Below are 18,226 nucleotides of genomic sequence, written 5' to 3'. Positions count from 1 at the left end.
ATCGCCAGCGGTTCTAGCGAGGCGAAGAAGGACGGCAAGCGCCTAGTCGAGGCGGCCGTTCACCAGATCGTCGTAATCCTTCGCCAGCTGCTGCTGGAGCGCACCGATCTCGAACCGCCACGGGCCAGCCGACTGGACAAAGGTCACCTCCGCAGCCGAGCCGGTAAGGAAGAAGCTTTCAAAGCTTTCCAGCTCCTCCGGCCAGATCGCGCGCTCCTGCACCTCGATCCCGCGGCGCTGGGCGAGGTCGATCAGGGTCTGGCGAGTGAGGCCGTTGAGGAAGCAGTCGGGCGTCGGCGTGTGGATCACGCCGTCGCGAATGAAAAAGGCGTTGGCGCCGGTCGCTTCGGCCACTTGGCCGCGCCAGTCCATCATCAGCGCGTCGTCGAAGCCGCCGGCGTCGGCCTTGGCCTTGGACATGCTGGCGATCATGTAGAGGCCCGCCGCCTTGCTCTGCGTCGGCGCGGTATAGGGCGCGGGACGGCGCCATTCGGCGAGGTCGAGACGGATGCCCTTGGCGGCTTTCTCGGGCGGATAATATTTGCCCCAGTTCCAGGCGGCGATGGCGAGGTGCGGCTTGGTCCCGACCGGATTGACGCCCATGCTTTCCGATCCGCGCCAGGCGACCGGGCGCATATAGGCGTCGGTGAGATTGTTGGCCTTGAGCACTTCCTCGCAGGCGGCATCGATCTCGGCGACGCTCCACGGCAGTTCGAAACCGATCAATTCGGCCGAGCGGCGCAGGCGCGTGCTGTGGTCGGACAGGCGGAAAATCTTGCCGCCGTAAGCGCGCTGGCCCTCGAACACGCTGGACGCGTAGTGGAGGGCGTGGGTCAGGACGTGGACGTTGGCTTCGCGCCACGGCACCAGCTTGCCATCGAACCAGATCCAGCCGTCGCGGTCGTCGAAGCTCACGTTATCTTTCCCTTCAGAAACTTGAGGGCGGCTTAGGAGCCACGCGTCTCTGCCGCAAGTTCAGCGGACCGCGCGGAGGCGGCGGCAAGGGTGTCGTCGATGAGCCGGGGCAGGTGCGCGTCGAGTATCTTGAGGCCGGCTTCGGTGGTGCCATTGGGGCTGGTCACGCGCCGCGCGAGGTCGGTCATGGTCTCGCCGGTCGATGCCGCGAGCCAGGCCGAACCGAGCACCGCTTCGCGCGCGGCGGTGAGCGCAAGACCGGGGTCGAGCCCCCTGCCCTCACCCGCCGCGGCGAAGGCAGCGATGAAGCGGGCGGTGTAGGCCGGGGTCGAGCCGGCGACGAAGCCGATGGCACCGAATTCCTCCTCACTCGCGCACCACGGCGCGAAGCCTAGCATGGAGAACCAGGGCTGAAGCTCGGACTGGAGCGCGGGGTCCGAGCAGAGGAGCGGAAGCACGCCGCGGCGCACCGCGACGGGAAGATTGGGCATCACCCGGACGATGGCGCGGGCGCGGGGGAAGTAGCCCTGCAGCGTCGCCATGTCGGCGCCGGCGAGGATCGAGATCACCGTGGTGCGCGAGGTGACCCACTGGGCGACATCGGGCGCGAGGGCGCGCAGCTGCTGCGGCTTGAAGCCGAGGACGATGCGGTCGGGGATGAGGTTCGCTTCGCCGACCGTGCGGACGGTGCGAATGCCTGGGACCGCCCTGCCACTGGGGCGGACGGCGGTGAAGCTGCCGGGGTCCTCGCCCGCCAGAAGCCATCCAGCGACCATTGCCGAGCCCATGTTGCCGCAGCCGATAAAAAGGGTGTGGGTCATGTCGGGCTCACTTCAAAGATGAACAAGGTCACAAAGGTCACCGGTGGCGGCCCTGCAGAATGGTTGGTTTTCCGCCACTTTTTGATTCGAGGGTCACAGGGTGACCGGAGCAGGCGAAATCCTATTTTGCAAGCTTGGCAGGCTGAGCCCTGTTCGCCCTGAGCCGCGTCGAAGGGCGTTTGGCAAAGAGTGCTTCGACTTCGCTCAGCACGAACGAGAAATCTAAGGCTAAGCCTCGCCGGCAGTTTCGATCAGCGCGGCCTGGATCGCTTCGGTCGGGCTCTTGCCGCCCCACAGGACGAACTGGAACACGGGGTAGAAGCGCTCGCATTCCTCCAGCGCGGCTTCGCTGAGCGACTCCGCTTGTTCGAAGCTGAGACCATCGTCGCCGCCGTCGACCAAGGCGGCGTAGCGGAAGACGATCAGGCCGCTCGACGACCACAGCTCGAAATGGCCGAGCCACAATTGCTCGTTCACCAGGCCCAGCGTCTCGTACATGGCGGCGCGCTTGTCGGTGGACACCTTGACGTCGGGGAAGGCGAGGAACTGGAGGACGCTGTCTTCGGGTCGCCAGACGCCGCGAAGCTCATATTGCGCCCAGCTGCCGGGCGCGGACGCCACGATCTCGCCGTCGCCGGTCCGTTCGTTGGCCCAGCCGCGGGCTTCGAAATAGGCTTCGAGCACTTCGATGGGAGCGCCGTCGTCGCGCTCTTCACCGGCATTATCGTCGTCGCGGGCGGACAAGCTCACTCCTCGGGCGTCTCGATGCCGGTGGTGCCGGCAGGCGGCGGCTTGACCTCGCCCGTCGGGGTCTTGTGGGCATGACCGCCGGTCAGCGCCGCGAGCTGGGCCTTCAGCGTCTCGACTTCCTCGCGGGCGGTGGCGGCCATCTGCTTCACCGCTTCGAATTCGTCGCGCGACACGAAGTCCATGCCGGCGACCCATTCCTTGGCGCGCTCACGCATGCCGTCCTGCGCTTCGCGGGTCATGCCGGCGACCGTGCCGGCGGCGCCGTTCATGATCTTTACCAGGTCTTCGAAAAAGCGGTTCTGCGATTGCATAAGAACTAACCCCCAAACATCTTCACTCAGACGTGATTCCCAGTGGTGCACGGTCGGCGCCGGGATTGAGCTTGCCCGTCTCATAGTTGAGCGTGGTGGCAAGGCACAGCCATGCCAGATAGGGCACGAGCAGCGAGGCCGCCACCCTGCTTAGCGGCCAGGCGGCGATAATGAGGGCGGTGACCAGCACGTTCATGCCGAGGATGAGGACAAACGCCCAGTCGATATAGCCGGCCCCGAAGAAGGTCGGCGACCAGGCCCAGTTGAGGAGCATCTGCGCGGCGAACAGGGTCAGCGCGAGGCTGCGCTGCTTCGACGCGGGGCGCGACAGGAGCAGCGCTAGCGTGATTCCCATGAAGGTGTAGAGGATCGTCCAGACTACGCCGAACGCCCAGCCGGGTGGCTGGAAGCTCGGTTTTTCGAGCGGCACATACCACCCGTTCGAGAAGCCGCTGTTGGACAGATAGCCGATCGCCGAGCCGGCGATCACCAGCACGGGCACGGTGACAAGGGCGATCTTCCACCACGGCCGGCGCGGCGGTTGTTGGCGGCGGTCGAAATCGTCGGCCAGCGTGGCCATGGCTCAGTTCTCCTTTACGGCTGCGAGCAGGAACTCGACATTGCCTTCGGGTCCGGTGATCGGACTGGGCGTCGTGCCCAGAACCCGCCATCCGCGCGAAGCGATCCACTGTTCGGCTTCGGCGACGACGCGGGCGTGCACGGCCTCGTCGCGGACGACCCCGCCCTTCCCCACCTCGGCGCGGCCGGCTTCGAATTGCGGTTTGACCAGCAGGAGGGCGTGGCCGCCGGGGCGGACAAAGTCGATCGCCTTGTCGAGCACCTTGTGGAGCGCGATGAAGCTGGCGTCGCAGACGAGGAGGTCGATGGGTTCGGGTATCTGCTCGGGCGTCAGATGGCGGGCGTTGGTCTGTTCGAGCACGACGACGCGAGGGTCCTGGCGGAGCTTCCAGGCGAGCTGGTTGGTGCCGACGTCGACGGCAAAGACCTTTGTCGCGCCGCGCGAGAGCAGAACGTCGGTAAAGCCGCCGGTCGAGGAACCGACGTCGAGGCAGGTCCAGCCCGCGGGATCGATGGCGAACTGGTCGAGCCCGCCGACCAGCTTGAGCCCACCACGGGACACCCAGGGGTGGTCCTTGCCGCGAACGTCGAGCGGGGCGTCAGGCGCGACCGTATCGCCGGCTTTGGCGATCTTGCGTTCCCCGGCGAAGACGAGACCGGCCATGATGAGCGCCTGGGCGCGGCTGCGGGATTCGGCGAGGCCGCGATCGACGAGGGCCTGGTCGACGCGTTGTTTGGCCAAGGGGCTAGGCCCGCGCTCCATTCTCCACGCCGACGCTGTTGCGGCGGAGCGCCTTCAGGACCGTGTCGACGATGTGCGGTGCGTTGAGGCGGGCTTCGTCATATTGCTTGGTCGGATTGTCCTGGTCCTGGAAGGTATCGGGCAGGCGCATGGTGCGCAGCTTCAGGCCGGCGTCGATCAGGCCTTCGTCGCTGGCAAGCGTCAGGACGTGGGCGCCGAAGCCGCCGACGGCCGCTTCCTCGATGGTCACCGCGACCTCGTGGGTGGTGAGGAGCTTGCGGATCAGCGCTTCGTCGAGCGGCTTGGCGAAACGCATGTCGGCGACGGTGGTGCTGAGGCCCATCGATTCGAGCTGTTCGGCGGCCTTTTCGGCTTCCTCGAGACGGGTGCCGAGGGAGAGGATCGCGACGGTCTTGCCTTCGCGGACCACCCGGCCCTTGCCGATCTCGAGTTGCTGGGGCTCGGCCGGCATGGCGAGTCCGCGGCCGTTGCCGCGGGGATAGCGGACGGCAATGGGGCCGCTGTCGTGCTTCGCCATGGTGTGAACCATGTGCGTTAGCTCGACCTCGTCCGCCGCGGCCATGACGACGAAGTTGGGAAGCGTGCAAAGGTAGGCGAGATCGAACGAGCCTGCGTGGGTTGCGCCGTCGGCCCCGACCAGCCCGGCGCGGTCCATCGCGAAGCGGACGGGCAGGTTCTGGATCGCGACGTCGTGAACCACCTGGTCGTAGGCGCGCTGGAGAAAGGTCGAATAGATGGCGCAGAACGGGCGGAAGCCTTCGGCGGCGAGGCCGGCAGCGAAGGTCACGGCGTGCTGCTCGGCAATGCCGACGTCGAACATCTTGGTCGGGTGGGCTTGTTCGAACACGTCAAGGCCAGTGCCGCCGGGCATGGCGGCGGTGATCGCAACAATCTTGTCGTCCTTGTTGGCTTCGGCGACCAGGGCATCGGCGAACACCTTGGTGTAAGCGGGCGGGCCGCCGCCGGGGCCCTTGTCCTGCTTGCCGGTAATGACGTCGAACTTGACCACGCCATGATATTTGTCGGCGCTGCTTTCGGCGGGCGCGTAGCCCTTGCCCTTCTGGGTCACGGCATGGATCAGCATCGGGCCGTGGTCGCTGTCGCGGACGTTTTCGAGAATCTCGACCAGGCTCAAGACGTCATGGCCGTCGACCGGGCCGACGTAATAGAAGCCCAGTTCCTCAAACAGGGTGCCGCCGGTCATCATCCCGCGGGCATATTCCTCGATCCGCTCGGCCGCGTTGCGCATCGGCTTGGGCAGGTGGCCGGCGAGGCGCGCGGCCAGCTTGCGCGGACTGAGATATTTGTTCGACGAGACCAGCCGGGCAAGCGCGTTGCGTAAGTTGCCGACCGGCGGGGCGATCGACATGTCGTTGTCGTTCAAGATGACGATCAGGCGGTTGCCGCCCGCTTCGGCATTGTTCATCGCTTCGAACGCCATGCCGGCGGTGGCGGCGCCATCGCCGATCACCGCGATCGCGCGGCGGTTGGCGTTGTCGAGTTTGGAGGCGACCGCGAAGCCGAGTGCCGCCGAGATGCTGGTAGAGCTGTGCGCCGCGCCGAATGGGTCGTATTCGCTTTCGGAGCGCTTGGTGAAGCCGCTGAGGCCCCCGCCCATGCGAAGCGTGCGGATGCGGTCGCGGCGACCGGTGACGACCTTGTGCGGATAGCATTGGTGGCCGACGTCCCAGACCAATTTGTCGCTCGGCGTGTCGAACACATAGTGGATGGCGACCGTCAGCTCGACCACGCCGAGGCCGGCGCCGAGGTGGCCGCCGGTGACCGAGACGGCCGAGATAACTTCCTGCCGCAGCTCGTCGCAGAGCTGGGGAAGCTGGTTCTTGTCCAGCGCCCGGATGTCGGCGGGCGAGTTGATCGTGTCGAGGAGCGGAGTGTCAGGGCGCGAATTCATAAGGATCTTGCCCTACAACCACCCGCGCGCGAAGTCGAATAGGGCTTTGGAGCCCGGTTCAGGCTTCGGCGCAATCCTCGCAGGTGCCGCGCACTTCGATCACGGGGCGGGTCGGTGCGAAGCCGCTTTTTTCCGCGGCCTTGCGGACGCCGTTCGAGATGCTGTCGTCATCGATATGCTTGGCCTGACCGCAGGTGTCGCAGATCAGGAAAATGCAGTCGTGCAGGCATTCGGGGTGATTGTTCGCGACATAGGCATTGGCGCTTTCGACCCGGCGCGCGAGGTTGGCGCCGACGAACAGGTCGAGGATGCGATAGACGCTGTTGGCCGCGACCCGGCGTTCCTGCGCCTTGCTGACCGCTTCGGCGATGTCATAGGCGCTCGCCGGGCGATCGAATCCGGCAAGCGCGTCGAACACCGCTTCGCGCATGCCGGTCCATTGTTCGCCGCTGGTGGTCAGCCGCTCGCGCGCCGCGGTCTTCAGGTCGTCGCCGCCGTGATCGTGGTGATGATGCTTGGCCATGGGCTAACATAGGCGCGTGGCTCCCGTTTCCACAAGTGAACCGGCACCGGCATGGCTCGTTACGCCTGCCTATGCGCGCTCCCGATCCTCAGGCCCCCGTTCACCGCGACGAGGTGGAAGGCCAGGGCGCGATTCGCGGGACATCGCGAATGGAAGCGTTTGCCGACGGCGTGTTCGCGATTGCCTTTACCCTGCCGATTTTCAATGTCGCCCTGCCCGCGCTGAACGGGTCGGGCGCAGGGTTCGGCGACCGGCTGGTGGCGGGGTGGCCCGAGAACCTCAATTACCTGCTCGCGAGCATGGTGATCGGACTTTATTGGGTTCACCATCATTTTTCGGGCGCGATCTATCGCACCACGGGCCATTATTTCCTGCTGGCGACCGTGCTGTTTCTGACCATGATCGGCTATATCTCCTTTCCGGTCCGCGCTTTCACCGAAAGCCTGTTGCACGAGGACGCGCTGCCCGATTCGGCGGTGTTTCTGTCGATGAGCCTGGCGCTGACGTCGCTGAGCTGGCTGCTCAAATGGACGGTCGGCAATGCCCAGGGGCATGTCGATACGCGGCTCGACCCGGCTTATGTGGCGCGGCTGACCCGGCGCTATCGGCGAATGACGGCGTGGAACGTGACCGCCGCAGGCGTCGTGTGGCTGTGGTGGCCGCTTGGCGTGACGATGAGCTGGATCGGGGTGCTGGCCAAGCTGCGCGTGCCCGAAACTCCGCGTTACCGGACGCAGGCGCCGGTCATCGAGGGCGAAGGCTAGACCCGGCGGCCGAACGGATGCGCGGTGCCGCGGCGGTTGAGGTCGTGGCCGAGCGCCAGGATCATCACGCCGAGCATGGTCGCGACCGCTTCGGTGCCGTCATGCGGCAGGGTCAGCGAGCCGGCCATCACGCCAAGCCCCATGCCGCCCACCGCGCTGGGCATCACGAAGCCATGTTCGAGGATCCCGCGGCCAAGCGCAAAGGCGCCGAGCGCCATCGCCAGAGTCAGTCCAACCTCGTGGATCCAGTGCGAGCCCAAGAGCCCGCCGAACGCCGACATGAAGGCGAGCAGCACCGTGGTCGCGAGGCAGTGAACGAGGCACAGCCCGGACAGGCCGATGGCCATCCGGTCCCACAGCGGATTCGAGGCGTGCGTGTCATTCATCTTTGCGTGGCGATGTTATAGTGCAACATGGTGGAGGTTACAACGTCTCCGGCCCAAAAAGTTGCACCCTTTAAGGTGGACAATTCGTCCGCTTGCCCCCTCCCCCATGCGGGCTCATATGCCCGGCCCCATGACCTCTGCTGCCCTCTCCCCGCCCTCGGCCCGACCGCTAGCCGTGTCCAACTGGCTGCTGAGCCTGTGCGGCCTTATTTTCGTGATGGTGGTCGTCGGCGGGATCACCCGGCTGACCGAAAGCGGGCTGTCGATTACCGAGTGGAAGCCGATCACCGGCGCCATTCCCCCGCTGACCGAAGCGCAGTGGCTGCGTGAGTTCGAACTCTACAAGCGCATCCCCGAATATCAGCAGATCAACAAGGGCATGAGCCTGGCGGACTTCAAGAACATCTTCTTCTGGGAATGGGCACATCGTCAACTTGGCCGGGTGATCGGGCTGGCCGCGCTGCTGCCGCTGGCGTGGTTCGCGTTCAAAAAAGCGATCCCGTCCGGTTATGGCTGGCGGACGGGGAGCATCTTCCTGCTGGTCTGCGTGCAGGGGGCGATCGGCTGGTGGATGGTGGCGAGCGGGCTGACCGAGCGGACCGATGTCAGCCATGTGCGGCTGGCGGTGCATCTGCTGACCGCGCTGTTCATCTTCGGCTTCGCGTTGTGGACCGCGCTCGATCTGCGCTCGGCCAGCGCGGTGCCGCGCAAGATCCCGACGCTCGGGCTGTGGGCGTTCGCGGCGCTGGCGATCCAGCTGTTGTTCGGCGCTTATGTCGCGGGGCTGGACGCGGGCTATGCGTTCAACACCTGGCCGCTGATGGGCGACAGCCTGTATCCCGCCGCTGCGCCGTGGCTCGAGCCCTTCTTCCGCAATTTCGTCGACAATCCGGTCACCGTGCAATTCATCCACCGCTGGTGGGCGTTCGTGGTGGTGGCTTTTGCGGTGATGCTGGCGCGGAGGCTGAAGCGCGTGAGCCGCAAGCATTCGATCGCGCTTCATGCGGCGGTGGGCACGCAGATTCTGCTCGGCATCTGGACCTTGTGGTCGGGCGTCGACCTGCACGTCGCGGTGGCGCATCAGGCGACGGCGGCGCTGGTGGTGGCGGCGTTCGTCGCGGGTGTGCACCGGCTGGCGGTCGCGGGGGCGTTGTCCCGCAGCCGCGCAGCGCCGCTGGTCGCAGCATGAGCGAGCCGCGCCTCGTCACCGTTTATTGCGTGTTCGCCGACGAGGCCGAGGCGCGGCGGATCGGGCGGCTGGTGGTCGAGGAACGCCTCGCGGCCTGCGTCAATATCCTGGGGCCGTGCCGCTCGATCTATCGCTGGGAGGGGCAGATCGAGGAGGCGAGCGAGGTGCCGGCCTTGTTCAAGACCACCGCCGAGGGGGCGGCGCGGCTGGTCCAGCGGCTTGCCCTCCTCCACAGCTATGATGTCCCGGCGATCACCGTTTGGCCGGTCGAGCGGGCGATCGAAAGTTATGCAGCATGGGTCGAAAACAACGGCGAGGAAATGGCTGGGTAACATTTTACCCGCTTCGAAACCCGCTGTTTTGCTTGACTTTCCGGCCCTCTCTCGCGATTAGGCCCGCACAAGCGCTGCCCGGACGGGTGGCGTTTTCCTGTTTGAAAAAGGGTTTTCAGCCATGAAGGCGCTGATGAAGACCACCAAGTCGGCCAAGCCGGCTGAGGTCGAGAAGAAGTGGCATCTGATCGATGCTGAAGGTCTGGTCGTTGGCCGTGTCGCCACGCTGATCGCCAACATCCTGCGCGGCAAGCACAAGCCGAGCTTCACCCCGCACGTCGATTGCGGCGATCACGTCATCGTGATCAACGCCGACAAGGTGCGCTTCACCGGCCGCAAGGCGCAGCAGAAGATCTACTACAAGCACACCGGTTATGCCGGCGGCCTGAAGGAAGTCACCGCTGCCAAGGTGCTCGAGGGCCGCTTCCCCGAGCGCGTGCTGGAAAAGGCCGTCGAGCGGATGATTCCGCGTGGGCCCCTCGGCCGTGACCAGATGCGTGCCCTGCACCTCTATAACGGGACCGAGCACCCGCATAACGGCCAGGATCCGCAGACGCTCGACGTCGCGTCGATGAACCGCAAGAACAAGGTGGGCGCATAAGATGGCCGACAAGAAGTCCCTCGCCGATCTCGGCGCCCTGACCAGCCAGTCCGCCCCGGCTCCGGAAGCGGATGCCGCTCCGGCCGAGACCGCTGCCGCCGACGCCAACGGTGCCGCTCCGGAAGCCGCCAGCGACGAGCCGGCGCCGTTCGTGCCCGCCGTGTCGGACGCTCCGCTGCGTGAGCAGCAGCTCGACAAGTTCGGCCGCGCTTATGCGACCGGCCGCCGCAAGGATGCCGTTGCGCGCGTCTGGCTGAAGCCGGGCTCGGGCAAGATCGTGGTCAACGGCCGCGACCAGGAAGTCTATTTCGCGCGTCCGACGCTGCGCCTCGTCATCAACCAGCCGTTCGGGATCACCGACCGCGCCGGCCAGTATGACATCATCGCCACCGTCAAGGGCGGCGGTCTGTCGGGCCAGGCGGGCGCCGTGCTGCACGGCATCGCCCAGGCGCTGACCCGCTACGAGCCGGTGCTTCGCACCACCGTCAAGCGCGCCGGCTTCCTGACCCGCGATCCGCGCGTCGTCGAGCGTAAGAAGTACGGCAAGGCCAAGGCCCGCCGCAGCTTCCAGTTCTCGAAGCGCTAAGCTTCTTTTCAGACCTCAAACAGAAGAGGCGTCCCGGTTCGGCCGGGGCGCCTCTTCTTTTGCTCGTTTGCTAGAGCTTTGGCGGCTCGGCCCCGGCCTTGCGCCACATGTCCTGCAATTTGTCGTAGTCGTCGGTGCGCTGCTCGAGCAGGCCTTCGGTATTGAGCCAGGCGCGGTGAATGCTTTCGGCGCCGAAGTGGCTGTCGGGCGTGAAAACCGACGGATCGTCGAAGGCAGCGACGGTGAGATCCATGTTCTCGCTGCCTTCCATGAAGCGGAAGCCGAGGCTGGTGCCGCAGGTGGCGCAGAAGGGCCGCCGGGCGATCGGCGAGCTCTGATACCAGTCGGGCTCTTCGTTCCAGCTGACGTCGGCATGGCGGACGTTGACCAGCGCCAGGCTGACGTTGCCGCTGGCCTTTTGGCACATGCGGCAATGGCAGAGATAGGCGTGCAGCTTGTCCGGCATGTCGGCGGTGAAGCGTTTGGCGCCGCACAGGCAGCCGCCGGTCATTTGGGTCATCGCCATCCCTCCTGTCGTCACCCCGGACTTGATCCGGGGTCGCGCTTCATTTTCAAACGAGAAGGATAGAAGCGGGATCCCGGGTCAGGCCCGGGATGACAGGGGGAGCGTCAGCCTTTCTGGAGATGCTTGCGGCCCAATAGCTCGGCGATCTGGACGGCGTTCAGCGCGGCGCCCTTGCGGAGGTTGTCGGACACGCACCACAGGTTGAGGCCGTTCTCCACCGTCGGATCCTCACGGACGCGGGAGATGAAGGTGGCGTAGTCGCCGACGCATTCGACCGGGGTGACGTAGCCACCGGGTTCGCGCTTATCGACCAGCATGACGCCGGGGGCTTCGCGCAGGATGTCCTGCGCTTCCTGAGCGCCGATCTCGCGCTCGAACTCGATGTTGATGCTTTCGGAATGGCCGACGAACACCGGCACCCGGACGCAGGTCGCGGTGACCTTGATCTTGGGATCGAGGATCTTCTTGGTCTCAACCACCATCTTCCATTCTTCCTTGGTCGAGCCGTCGTCGAGGAAGTCGTCGATGTGGGGAATGACGTTGAAGGCGATCTGCTTGGGGTAGAAAACGGGCTCGACCGTGTCGCCGACGAAGATGTTGCGCGACTGGTTGAACAGCTCGTCCATGCCCTGCTTGCCGCTGCCCGAGACCGATTGGTAGGTCGAGACGACCACCCGCTTGATGCCCGCCGCGTCGTGGAGGGGCTTCAGGGCCACGACCATCTGCGCTGTGGAGCAATTGGGGTTGGCGATGATGTTGCGGGCCTTGTAGCCGGCGAGCGCCTCGGGGTTCACCTCGGGGACGATCAGCGGCACGTCCGGGTCCATGCGATAGAGCGAGCTGTTGTCGATCACCGTGCAACCGGCGGCCGCCGCACGCGGGGCGTGGAGCTTGCTGACCGCGGAGCCCGCGGCGAACAAGGCGATATCCCAGCCCGTGAAGTCAAAATGCTCGAGGTTCTGGACCTTGAGCTCCTCGCCGTTGTCGCCGAAATCGACGATGTCGCCCTGACTGCGGCTGGAGGCGAGTGCCGCCACCTCGTCGAGCGGAAACTGCCGCTCCGACAGGATCTGCAGCATCTCGCGCCCGACATTGCCCGTCGCGCCGACGACGGCGACCCGATAACCCATGCTCTTATTCTCCGGAAACCCTGAGCCGCGCATATAGGGAGCGCGGGGCTCAAGCGAAACCTAATTGCCCGGCGCGACGCCGTGGCGTTCGAGGAAACGGAGCATGGTGCCGTAGCGGTGGACCGAGATGTTCGGCCCCGCGACGGCATGGGTCTTGCCGGGATAGACCATCGTTTCGAACGGCACCTTGGCTTCCTGCAGCTTGGCCATCAGCTCGGTCGAGTTCTGGAACAGGACGTTGTCGTCGCTGAGGCCGTGGATCACCATCAACGGGTCGGTGATCTTGGTCGCGTCGGTCAGCGCGCTTGCCTTGGCATAAGCGGCGCCGTCGGTACGGGGGTCGCCCATGTAGCGTTCGGTATAATGGGTGTCGTAAAGCTCCCACTTCGTGACGGGCGCGCCGGAGATGCCGGCGGCGAACGCGCCCGGCGCGGCCTGGAGCAGCTTCAGCACCATGTAGCCGCCGTAGGACCAGCCACTGACCGCGACCTTGTCGGCCTGTACGAACGGCTGGGCCTTGAGCCATTTGAGCGCCGCGAGCTGGTCGGCGACCTCGACTCCGCCAAGCGCGCGATAGGCCGGCTGCTGGAAGGCGACGCCCCTGCCCTCCTCGCCGCGGTTGACGACCTGGAACAGGATCCAGCCCTGCTGGACGAGATACTGGTTGAGCGCGCCGCCAAAGCCGGTCTGGACGTCCTGCGCGGTCGGGCCGCCATAGACGGTCATCAGCACCGGTGCCTTGCCGCCGCGTTCCTTGAGGCCGGGCGGCAGGATCAGGCTGTAGTCGAGCTGGGTCTTGCCGTCGGCGGCGGTGAGCTTGCCGTAGGTCGGCATGATGCGCGGGTCGTAATAAGGCGCGAAGGGATGGCCGTCGGCGAGGCGGTTTTCCTCGATCCATGCGAGGCGCTTGCCGGCGGCGTCGGCAAGCCAGACCTGCGCCGGCTGGGTCACCGAGCGGCTGGTGATGACGGCGAGCTTACCGCTCTTGTCCATCGTCACCCCATTGTTGGTGCCGTTGGCGGTCAGCTGCACCGGCTTGGCGCCCCGCTTGCGATAGTCCAGCGAGTAGAGCTGATATTCGATCGTCCGCTCACGATTGGCGGTGAAGAACAGCTTGCCGGCCTTTTCGTCGAGGCCGACCAGTTCGCCAACCGCCCACGCTCCCGTGGTCAGCGGCGTCGAGCGGCCGTTGGCCCAGCGGTAGAGGTGGCGGTGGCCGCTGCGTTCGGACGAATAGAGCAGGCTCCCGTCGCCGAGCGACTTCAGGTCTTCGTGGAGGTTGATCCAAGTCGGCGAAGTGTCGGAGAACAACAGGGTCGAGGCGCCGACGGCGGCATCGATGCGGAGATAGTCGAGCCGCTTCTGATCACGGGTCTGACGCTGGACGATCAGGCTTCGGCCGTCCTTCATCCAGTCGACCCGGGCGAGATAGACGTCGGGATTGGTGCCGAGGTCGGCCTTCACCTGGCCCGATCCGTCGGGGTTCATGAGGTAGAGGTCGACCCTGGCATTGTCGGTGCCCGCACGCGGATAACGCTGCTGAACCACAGTGGTCTTCTCGGCGCCGATCGCGGCGCGGGTGGCGACTTCGACGCCGCTTTCGTCGACCCGGGCGACGGCGATGCGGCGATCGTCGGGCGACCACCAGTGGCCGCGCGTGCGCTTCATTTCTTCCTGCGCGATGAATTCAGCGAGACCCCAGCTAACGGTGTCCGACCCGCCATCGGTGATCTTTGCCGCGCGGCCGTCGGCGAGATTGATGACGTGCAGTTCGTTGTCGGCGACGAAAGAGACGAAGCGGCCGGTTTCGCTGACCGTGCCGTCGAGTTCGGTGTCCTTGCTGTCGGTCAGGCGGCGGACCTGCCCGTCGAGACCGGCGAGGTAGAGGTCTCCGTCGAGGGGCACGAGCAGGCTCTTGCCGTCGGGCGCCCAGTCGTAGCTGACGATGCCCTTGATGTTGGCGGTGCGGGCCCGCTCCTGCTGCATCCGCCCCGCTTCACTGAGCGCCGCGCCGCTGCCGACCTTTTTGCTGTCGACCAGCATCCGCATCTGGCCGGTGGCGGGGTCGATCGCCCACAGGTCGTAGCGCTCGGTGTCGTCTGGGCGGTTGCGGAGCAAGGTCGCAAGGCGGCCGTCGGGCGACAGCTTGACCATCCGCGGGACCGGCCCGGATAGCGACGGCGCGGCGAATACGCGTTCGAGCGTCAGCGGCTGTGGCGGCTGGCCGGTCTGGGCGCAAGCGGTGGAGGCGAGGAGGCCGAGCGCGGCGGCGGCAAGCAACAAGCGATGATTCATGGGCCATGGCCTATCGGGCGTCGCGGCGATTGGCAAAGGCGGCGGGGTCGTTAAGCTCGCGTTCCATGCGTGACACCCTCTCGATACGCCGGCTGCTGCTGCTCGGATTGATTGTGGCCGGCTTGCTGCTGGGGATGGCGTCCACCCGCTGGCTGACCCTTCCGCCGACCCTTCGGACGGAGACTGCGGCGGGCGAGTTCGACGCGGTGCGGGCCAAGGCGCGGCTGGCACGCGTGCTGGGCGACCAAGCGCCCCACCCCGCCGACAGCGCGGCGAGCGATGGGGTCCGTGATCGCCTGGTCGCCGAATTGGTCGGTCTTGGCCTTCAGCCGCAGGTAACCGACCGCTTCGCCTGCAACAGCTTGAGCAAGTCGAGCGGCGTGTCCTGCGCGCGGGTGCGCAATGTGCGGGTGACGATCGGCGCGCAGTCGCGGGCCAAGCATCTGCTGATCAATTCGCATTACGATAGTTCGACGGTGGGACCAGGCGCGAGCGATGCCGGACTGGGTGTCGCGTCGATGCTCGAGGTGCTGGCGCTGATGAAGGATCGCCCGCTGGTGCGGCCGGTGACCTTCCTGTTCAACGAAGGCGAGGAACTGGGGCTGATCGGGGCGCGCGCTTTCCTCGATGCCGATCCGCTAAGCGGCGAGGTCGATACCCTCATCAACCTCGAGGCGCGGGGCACGACCGGCCCGGTCAACATGTTCGAAACGTCCGAGCCCAATGCATCGGCGGTGGCGCTGTACCGGCAAGCGGTGCGCAACCCGGTCGGCAACAGCCTGGCGGTGAGCGCCTACCGGCTGATCCCCAATTCGACCGATGTCAGTACCTTTCTCGAGGATCGCGACTGGCTGACGTTGAACTTCGCGCCGATCGGCAACGAGACGCGCTATCATTCGCCGGGCGACGATCTGGCGGCGATGGACCCGGCAACGTTGCAGCATATGGGCGACCAGTTGTTGCAGGTGGCGAACGGTGTGGCCGGACAGAATGGCGTCGACCTGCGCAAGCGCGACGGCGAGCGGCTGTTCATGAATGTCGGAACGCGCTGGCTGTTCGAGATCAGCGCTTTCTCGCCATGGCTTTTCGCGATCGCCCTAGCGGTGGGCCTCGCTGCTGATTTCATCAGCGGCCGCCGGCGGACACCGCGTCGTGAGCAGCTGCGGGTCGCCAGCGCCATGCCTTTCTTGCTTCTCGTCCTTCTGCTGCCGCTGGCGGCGGCTTGGGCGGGACTGGGCATTGTCGGGATGCTTCGTGAAGGGCAATTCTGGCGGGCTTATCCAGCAGCAACCGAACTCGCGATCTATGCTGGCGTGATCGCCTTCGGGCTCGCGCTGCTCGCGGCGGGCAAGCGATGGAGCGTTCTGCAGCTTCGCCGCGCCTGGTGGCTGCTGTTCATCGTCATTGGTATCGGCTTCAGCGTGGCCGCCCCCGGAGCGATTGTCTATTTTGCGGTGCCGTCCCTGATCTACGCGATTGGTATCGTCGCGGGCCGCCGCTGGCCGGTGGTCGAGACCGCCGCTGCCCTCTTCGCCGCGCTTGCACTGTGGATCACGCTAGGCGCAGCACTGGGCTTGATCCAGGACCTTATCAACAGCGGTCCGTTGTGGATTCTGGCGCTATTCGGGGGGCTTGTCATGATGCCGTGGCTGATCGAGGCGAAGCCGTTGCTGGCGGGCCTGCGCTGGTCGCGTGCAGCGGGGGTGGCGGTGGCGTTCGCTGCGCTCGCATGGGTGCCGGCAGCGCTCGCCCCGGCCTACAGCGCCGACCGGCAGCAGCAATGGACGCTGCAATATGTCGTCGGCGCCGGGCCGGATCAGCCCTTCTGGTCGGTGGTGAACGACGGCAAGCCGTTGCCCGAAGCATGGAAGAAGCTCGGCCAATGGCGGCTCGGCACGCTGCCGCTCGGCACGCGCCAGCGCTGGCTGTCCCCGGCGCGGCCGGTCGAAGGGCTTGTCCCGGCGCGGGCGATTGCCGTCGAAACGGTAGCGCGTCCCGGTGGACGGCGGGTGCGGCTGCGGCTTCAGAGCAATGGCGCTGACAGTATCGCTCTCACCGCCCCCGCAGGCGCAAAGCTCGCTGGGCTCGGTGTTCCGGGGCAGGTCCGGAGGATCGACGCGAAGCGCGCCAAGGGTCCTTACAGCCTCAGTTGCACCGGGCGTTCGTGCGATGGGCAGGTGGTCGAGCTGCTTGTCGGGCCGCAGCCGGTGAAGTTGCAGGTCACGGGCACCCGCTGGGCGCTTCCCGCCGCCGCCGCGCCGCTGGTGGCCGCGCGGCCCGCCAATGCCCGGCCGCAATATTCGCCCGATGCTACCATCACCATCGAGCGCATCCGGATCTGACGGCACACAAGAAAAGGGCCCGGTCTTGCGACCGAGCCCCTGTTTCTCGCGTCAGCAGCCTTATTCGGCGGCGGTGGCGGTGTTCTTGGCCGGGCGCGGATCGCGGCGCTCGGCGATACGGGCCGACTTACCGGTGCGGCCACGCAGGTAATACAGCTTGGCGCGGCGAACGACACCGCGACGGACGACGGCGATCTCTTCGATCGACGGCGAGTAGAGCGGGAACACGCGCTCGACACCTTCGCCGAAGCTGATCTTGCGCACGGTGAAGTTGGAGCCGATGCCCTTGTTCGAGCGGGCGATGCAGACGCCCTCGTAATTCTGGACGCGGGTGCGCTCGCCTTCGACGACGCGGACGCCGACGCGGAGCGTGTCGCCCGGACGGAATTCGGGGATGGCGCGCTTGGCGGTGAGCTCGTCGATCTGCTCACGCTCGAGGGTCTGAATCAGGTTCACTTACTTCTACCTTCGTCTCGTTGCCGCGCACCAGAGGGCGACGCCTGCGAGACACCCCCATGGCGCTCGTACAGGTCCGGCCGCCGTAGCCGTGTATCCTCGATTGCCCGGGCTTTACGCCACCTGGCAATCTTCGCATGATCCCCCGATCGCAGCACTTCGGGGATCGTGCGCCCTTCCCACTCTTGCGGTCGGGTATAATGCGGATGTTCGAGCAGCCCCGTTTCGAAGCTCTCGTCCACACCGCTGTCGGGGGCGCCCATTACGCCGGGAAGCAGCCGAACGCAAGCATCGAGCAGCACCATCGCGCCGAGTTCGCCGCCTGACAGGATGTAGTCGCCGATCGAGACGGGTTCGACCGGGCGGGCGTCGAAGATGCGTTCGTCGAAGCCTTCGAAGCGGCCGCACAGGATGATCGCGCCCGCTCCCGCCACGAGATCGCGGACTTTCCCCTGCGTGAGCGGGGCTCCGCGGGGGCTCATGGCGAGTATCGGGCGACCGTCGGCCACACTGTCGATCGCCGCGGCAAGCACGTCGCAGCGCAGCACCATCCCTGCCCCGCCGCCGGCCGGCGTGTCGTCGACGGTGCGATGTTTGTCGATCGCGAAGTCGCGGATGTTGGTTGCGTCGAGGCTCCACTTGCCACCCTCCAGCGCGCGGCCGGCAAGGCTGGTCCCGAGGGGGCCGGGAAACATGTCGGGGTAGAGGGTGAGGACGGAGGCGCGGAAGGTCATGCGTGCGAGCTCTTCAGGAAGATGCCTGTGCTTGGAAGCGCTATCAGCGCCCATGCGATGAAGGCAGAGGTCCAACCCCAAGGCGCAAAGGGACCTTCGATCAGAGTTGCGCCAAGGATGTGCTCAATCGGTGCTGCCCACCCGCCTATCGTCGCCATCACAGAAACGCCAAGCCGCTTATAAAGCAAAGAGATCGGTAATGACTTCGCCAGCGCACTTAGACCAAGTGAGAACAGAAGGATTTCTGTTACAAAAATCAAAGTGAGCACTGCGAAGAGTAAGGGCATCTTTTCGCTTTAGCAGGGCGGCGG

The 18,226-nt window shown here is 66.0% G+C and carries 21 protein-coding genes; 6 read left to right on the top strand and 15 right to left on the bottom strand.

Features of this window, described 5'->3' with window-relative positions; translation table 11 throughout:
- Positions 1–42 precede the first annotated feature (42 nt).
- The 8 genes from V6R86_RS09745 to V6R86_RS09710 all read right to left on the bottom strand — a co-directional run bounded on the left by V6R86_RS09745 (position 43) and on the right by V6R86_RS09710 (position 6,574).
- On the bottom strand, positions 43–915 hold the full coding sequence (locus tag V6R86_RS09745; RefSeq protein ID WP_338504169.1) for a branched-chain amino acid aminotransferase: 873 nt from the start codon (positions 913–915) through the stop codon (positions 43–45).
- 32 nt (positions 916–947) lie between these two features.
- Positions 948–1,736 carry a pyrroline-5-carboxylate reductase family protein gene (locus V6R86_RS09740; protein ID WP_338504166.1) on the bottom strand — a complete coding sequence of 263 codons (789 nt, stop codon included), beginning with the start codon at positions 1,734–1,736 and terminating at the stop codon, positions 948–950.
- A 228-nt stretch (positions 1,737–1,964) separates the two neighbouring features.
- On the bottom strand, positions 1,965–2,480 hold the full coding sequence (locus V6R86_RS09735) for a YbjN domain-containing protein (RefSeq protein WP_338504164.1): 516 nt from the start codon (positions 2,478–2,480) through the stop codon (positions 1,965–1,967).
- Between the two features lie 2 nt (positions 2,481–2,482).
- Positions 2,483–2,797 (bottom strand): accessory factor UbiK family protein, encoded by a 315-nt coding sequence (locus V6R86_RS09730; protein WP_338504162.1) that lies wholly within the window; start codon positions 2,795–2,797, stop codon positions 2,483–2,485.
- Between the two features lie 22 nt (positions 2,798–2,819).
- A complete protein-coding gene (locus tag V6R86_RS09725) occupies positions 2,820–3,377 on the bottom strand; it encodes a TspO/MBR family protein (protein WP_338504160.1) in 558 nt (185 codons plus the stop codon).
- Between the two features lie 3 nt (positions 3,378–3,380).
- Complete coding sequence (locus tag V6R86_RS09720) at positions 3,381–4,118, bottom strand: TlyA family RNA methyltransferase (RefSeq protein WP_338504158.1); 738 nt, start codon at positions 4,116–4,118, stop codon at positions 3,381–3,383.
- Positions 4,119–4,122: 4 nt separating this feature from the next.
- Complete coding sequence (dxs, locus tag V6R86_RS09715) at positions 4,123–6,051, bottom strand: 1-deoxy-D-xylulose-5-phosphate synthase (protein ID WP_338504157.1); 1,929 nt, start codon at positions 6,049–6,051, stop codon at positions 4,123–4,125.
- Between the two features lie 58 nt (positions 6,052–6,109).
- Positions 6,110–6,574 carry a Fur family transcriptional regulator gene (locus tag V6R86_RS09710; protein WP_338504155.1) on the bottom strand — a complete coding sequence of 155 codons (465 nt, stop codon included), beginning with the start codon at positions 6,572–6,574 and terminating at the stop codon, positions 6,110–6,112.
- Between the two features lie 71 nt (positions 6,575–6,645).
- Here V6R86_RS09710 and V6R86_RS09705 point away from each other — a divergent pair, with 71 nt between their 5' ends.
- Positions 6,646–7,338: a TMEM175 family protein gene (locus V6R86_RS09705; RefSeq protein ID WP_338504153.1), complete on the top strand. Its 693-nt coding sequence runs from the start codon at positions 6,646–6,648 to the stop codon at positions 7,336–7,338.
- Here the strand turns inward: V6R86_RS09705 and V6R86_RS09700 are convergent.
- Positions 7,335–7,724, bottom strand: a complete 390-nt coding sequence (locus V6R86_RS09700) for a MerC domain-containing protein (protein WP_338504152.1) — start codon at positions 7,722–7,724, stop codon at positions 7,335–7,337. The genes V6R86_RS09705 and V6R86_RS09700 overlap by 4 nt on opposite strands.
- A 130-nt stretch (positions 7,725–7,854) precedes the next feature.
- Between V6R86_RS09700 and V6R86_RS09695 the strand changes: the two genes are divergently transcribed.
- The 4 genes from V6R86_RS09695 to rpsI all read left to right on the top strand — a co-directional run bounded on the left by V6R86_RS09695 (position 7,855) and on the right by rpsI (position 10,432).
- Complete coding sequence (locus V6R86_RS09695) at positions 7,855–8,913, top strand: COX15/CtaA family protein (protein ID WP_338504151.1); 1,059 nt, start codon at positions 7,855–7,857, stop codon at positions 8,911–8,913.
- A complete protein-coding gene (gene cutA / locus V6R86_RS09690) occupies positions 8,910–9,245 on the top strand; it encodes a divalent-cation tolerance protein CutA (protein WP_338504149.1) in 336 nt (111 codons plus the stop codon). Before V6R86_RS09695 ends, cutA begins: the two co-directional genes overlap by 4 nt.
- A gap of 121 nt (positions 9,246–9,366) precedes the next feature.
- On the top strand, positions 9,367–9,846 hold the full coding sequence (gene rplM, locus V6R86_RS09685; RefSeq protein WP_338504146.1) for a 50S ribosomal protein L13: 480 nt from the start codon (positions 9,367–9,369) through the stop codon (positions 9,844–9,846).
- Between the two features lies 1 nt (position 9,847).
- The gene (gene rpsI / locus V6R86_RS09680; RefSeq protein WP_338504144.1) at positions 9,848–10,432 is read left to right on the top strand and encodes a 30S ribosomal protein S9; all 585 of its coding nucleotides are present in this window, start codon (positions 9,848–9,850) and stop codon (positions 10,430–10,432) included.
- Positions 10,433–10,502: 70 nt separating this feature from the next.
- On the opposite strand, the gene V6R86_RS09675 is transcribed toward rpsI, so the two are convergent.
- From V6R86_RS09675 to V6R86_RS09665, 3 genes are all read right to left on the bottom strand, one after another.
- Positions 10,503–10,952 (bottom strand): GFA family protein, encoded by a 450-nt coding sequence (locus V6R86_RS09675; RefSeq protein ID WP_338504141.1) that lies wholly within the window; start codon positions 10,950–10,952, stop codon positions 10,503–10,505.
- Positions 10,953–11,062: 110 nt separating this feature from the next.
- Positions 11,063–12,088, bottom strand: coding sequence for an aspartate-semialdehyde dehydrogenase (locus tag V6R86_RS09670; RefSeq protein WP_338504138.1), 1,026 nt, complete (start codon positions 12,086–12,088; stop codon positions 11,063–11,065).
- A 60-nt stretch (positions 12,089–12,148) separates the two neighbouring features.
- Positions 12,149–14,383, bottom strand: a complete 2,235-nt coding sequence (locus V6R86_RS09665; protein ID WP_338504136.1) for a S9 family peptidase — start codon at positions 14,381–14,383, stop codon at positions 12,149–12,151.
- A gap of 65 nt (positions 14,384–14,448) precedes the next feature.
- Here V6R86_RS09665 and V6R86_RS09660 point away from each other — a divergent pair, with 65 nt between their 5' ends.
- Positions 14,449–16,725 (top strand): M20/M25/M40 family metallo-hydrolase, encoded by a 2,277-nt coding sequence (locus V6R86_RS09660; protein WP_338504134.1) that lies wholly within the window; start codon positions 14,449–14,451, stop codon positions 16,723–16,725.
- A 60-nt stretch (positions 16,726–16,785) separates the two neighbouring features.
- Here the strand turns inward: V6R86_RS09660 and rplS are convergent, their stop codons facing one another.
- The 3 genes from rplS to V6R86_RS09645 are packed head-to-tail and all read right to left on the bottom strand — an operon-like array spanning position 16,786 to position 18,202.
- On the bottom strand, positions 16,786–17,181 hold the full coding sequence (gene rplS, locus V6R86_RS09655) for a 50S ribosomal protein L19 (RefSeq protein ID WP_338504132.1): 396 nt from the start codon (positions 17,179–17,181) through the stop codon (positions 16,786–16,788).
- Positions 17,178–17,915, bottom strand: coding sequence for a tRNA (guanosine(37)-N1)-methyltransferase TrmD (gene trmD, locus V6R86_RS09650; RefSeq protein ID WP_338504130.1), 738 nt, complete (start codon positions 17,913–17,915; stop codon positions 17,178–17,180). Before trmD ends, rplS begins: the two co-directional genes overlap by 4 nt.
- Positions 17,912–18,202 carry a hypothetical protein gene (locus V6R86_RS09645; RefSeq protein WP_338504127.1) on the bottom strand — a complete coding sequence of 97 codons (291 nt, stop codon included), beginning with the start codon at positions 18,200–18,202 and terminating at the stop codon, positions 17,912–17,914. Before V6R86_RS09645 ends, trmD begins: the two co-directional genes overlap by 4 nt.
- Positions 18,203–18,226: the final 24 nt, after the last annotated feature.

Source organism: Sphingomonas kaistensis, from assembly GCF_036884275.1.
In the GTDB taxonomy this organism is placed as follows: Bacteria; Pseudomonadota; Alphaproteobacteria; order Sphingomonadales; family Sphingomonadaceae; genus Sphingomicrobium; species Sphingomicrobium kaistense_A.
This window is presented reverse-complemented; position numbering and strand designations above follow the sequence as displayed.

Coding starts and splice junctions, on each gene's coding strand:
- V6R86_RS09740 (WP_338504166.1), bottom strand. CDS start 1,736: ATGACCCACACCCTTTTTATCGGCTGCGGCAACATGGGCTCGGCAATG.
- V6R86_RS09730 (WP_338504162.1), bottom strand. CDS start 2,797: ATGCAATCGCAGAACCGCTTTTTCGAAGACCTGGTAAAGATCATGAAC.
- V6R86_RS09725 (WP_338504160.1), bottom strand. CDS start 3,377: ATGGCCACGCTGGCCGACGATTTCGACCGCCGCCAACAACCGCCGCGC.
- dxs (WP_338504157.1), bottom strand. CDS start 6,051: ATGAATTCGCGCCCTGACACTCCGCTCCTCGACACGATCAACTCGCCC.
- V6R86_RS09710 (WP_338504155.1), bottom strand. CDS start 6,574: ATGGCCAAGCATCATCACCACGATCACGGCGGCGACGACCTGAAGACC.
- V6R86_RS09705 (WP_338504153.1), top strand. CDS start 6,646: ATGCGCGCTCCCGATCCTCAGGCCCCCGTTCACCGCGACGAGGTGGAA.
- V6R86_RS09700 (WP_338504152.1), bottom strand. CDS start 7,724: ATGAATGACACGCACGCCTCGAATCCGCTGTGGGACCGGATGGCCATC.
- V6R86_RS09695 (WP_338504151.1), top strand. CDS start 7,855: ATGACCTCTGCTGCCCTCTCCCCGCCCTCGGCCCGACCGCTAGCCGTG.
- cutA (WP_338504149.1), top strand. CDS start 8,910: ATGAGCGAGCCGCGCCTCGTCACCGTTTATTGCGTGTTCGCCGACGAG.
- rplM (WP_338504146.1), top strand. CDS start 9,367: ATGAAGGCGCTGATGAAGACCACCAAGTCGGCCAAGCCGGCTGAGGTC.
- rpsI (WP_338504144.1), top strand. CDS start 9,848: ATGGCCGACAAGAAGTCCCTCGCCGATCTCGGCGCCCTGACCAGCCAG.
- V6R86_RS09675 (WP_338504141.1), bottom strand. CDS start 10,952: ATGACCCAAATGACCGGCGGCTGCCTGTGCGGCGCCAAACGCTTCACC.
- V6R86_RS09670 (WP_338504138.1), bottom strand. CDS start 12,088: ATGGGTTATCGGGTCGCCGTCGTCGGCGCGACGGGCAATGTCGGGCGC.
- V6R86_RS09665 (WP_338504136.1), bottom strand. CDS start 14,383: ATGAATCATCGCTTGTTGCTTGCCGCCGCCGCGCTCGGCCTCCTCGCC.
- V6R86_RS09660 (WP_338504134.1), top strand. CDS start 14,449: ATGCGTGACACCCTCTCGATACGCCGGCTGCTGCTGCTCGGATTGATT.
- trmD (WP_338504130.1), bottom strand. CDS start 17,915: ATGACCTTCCGCGCCTCCGTCCTCACCCTCTACCCCGACATGTTTCCC.
- V6R86_RS09645 (WP_338504127.1), bottom strand. CDS start 18,202: ATGCCCTTACTCTTCGCAGTGCTCACTTTGATTTTTGTAACAGAAATC.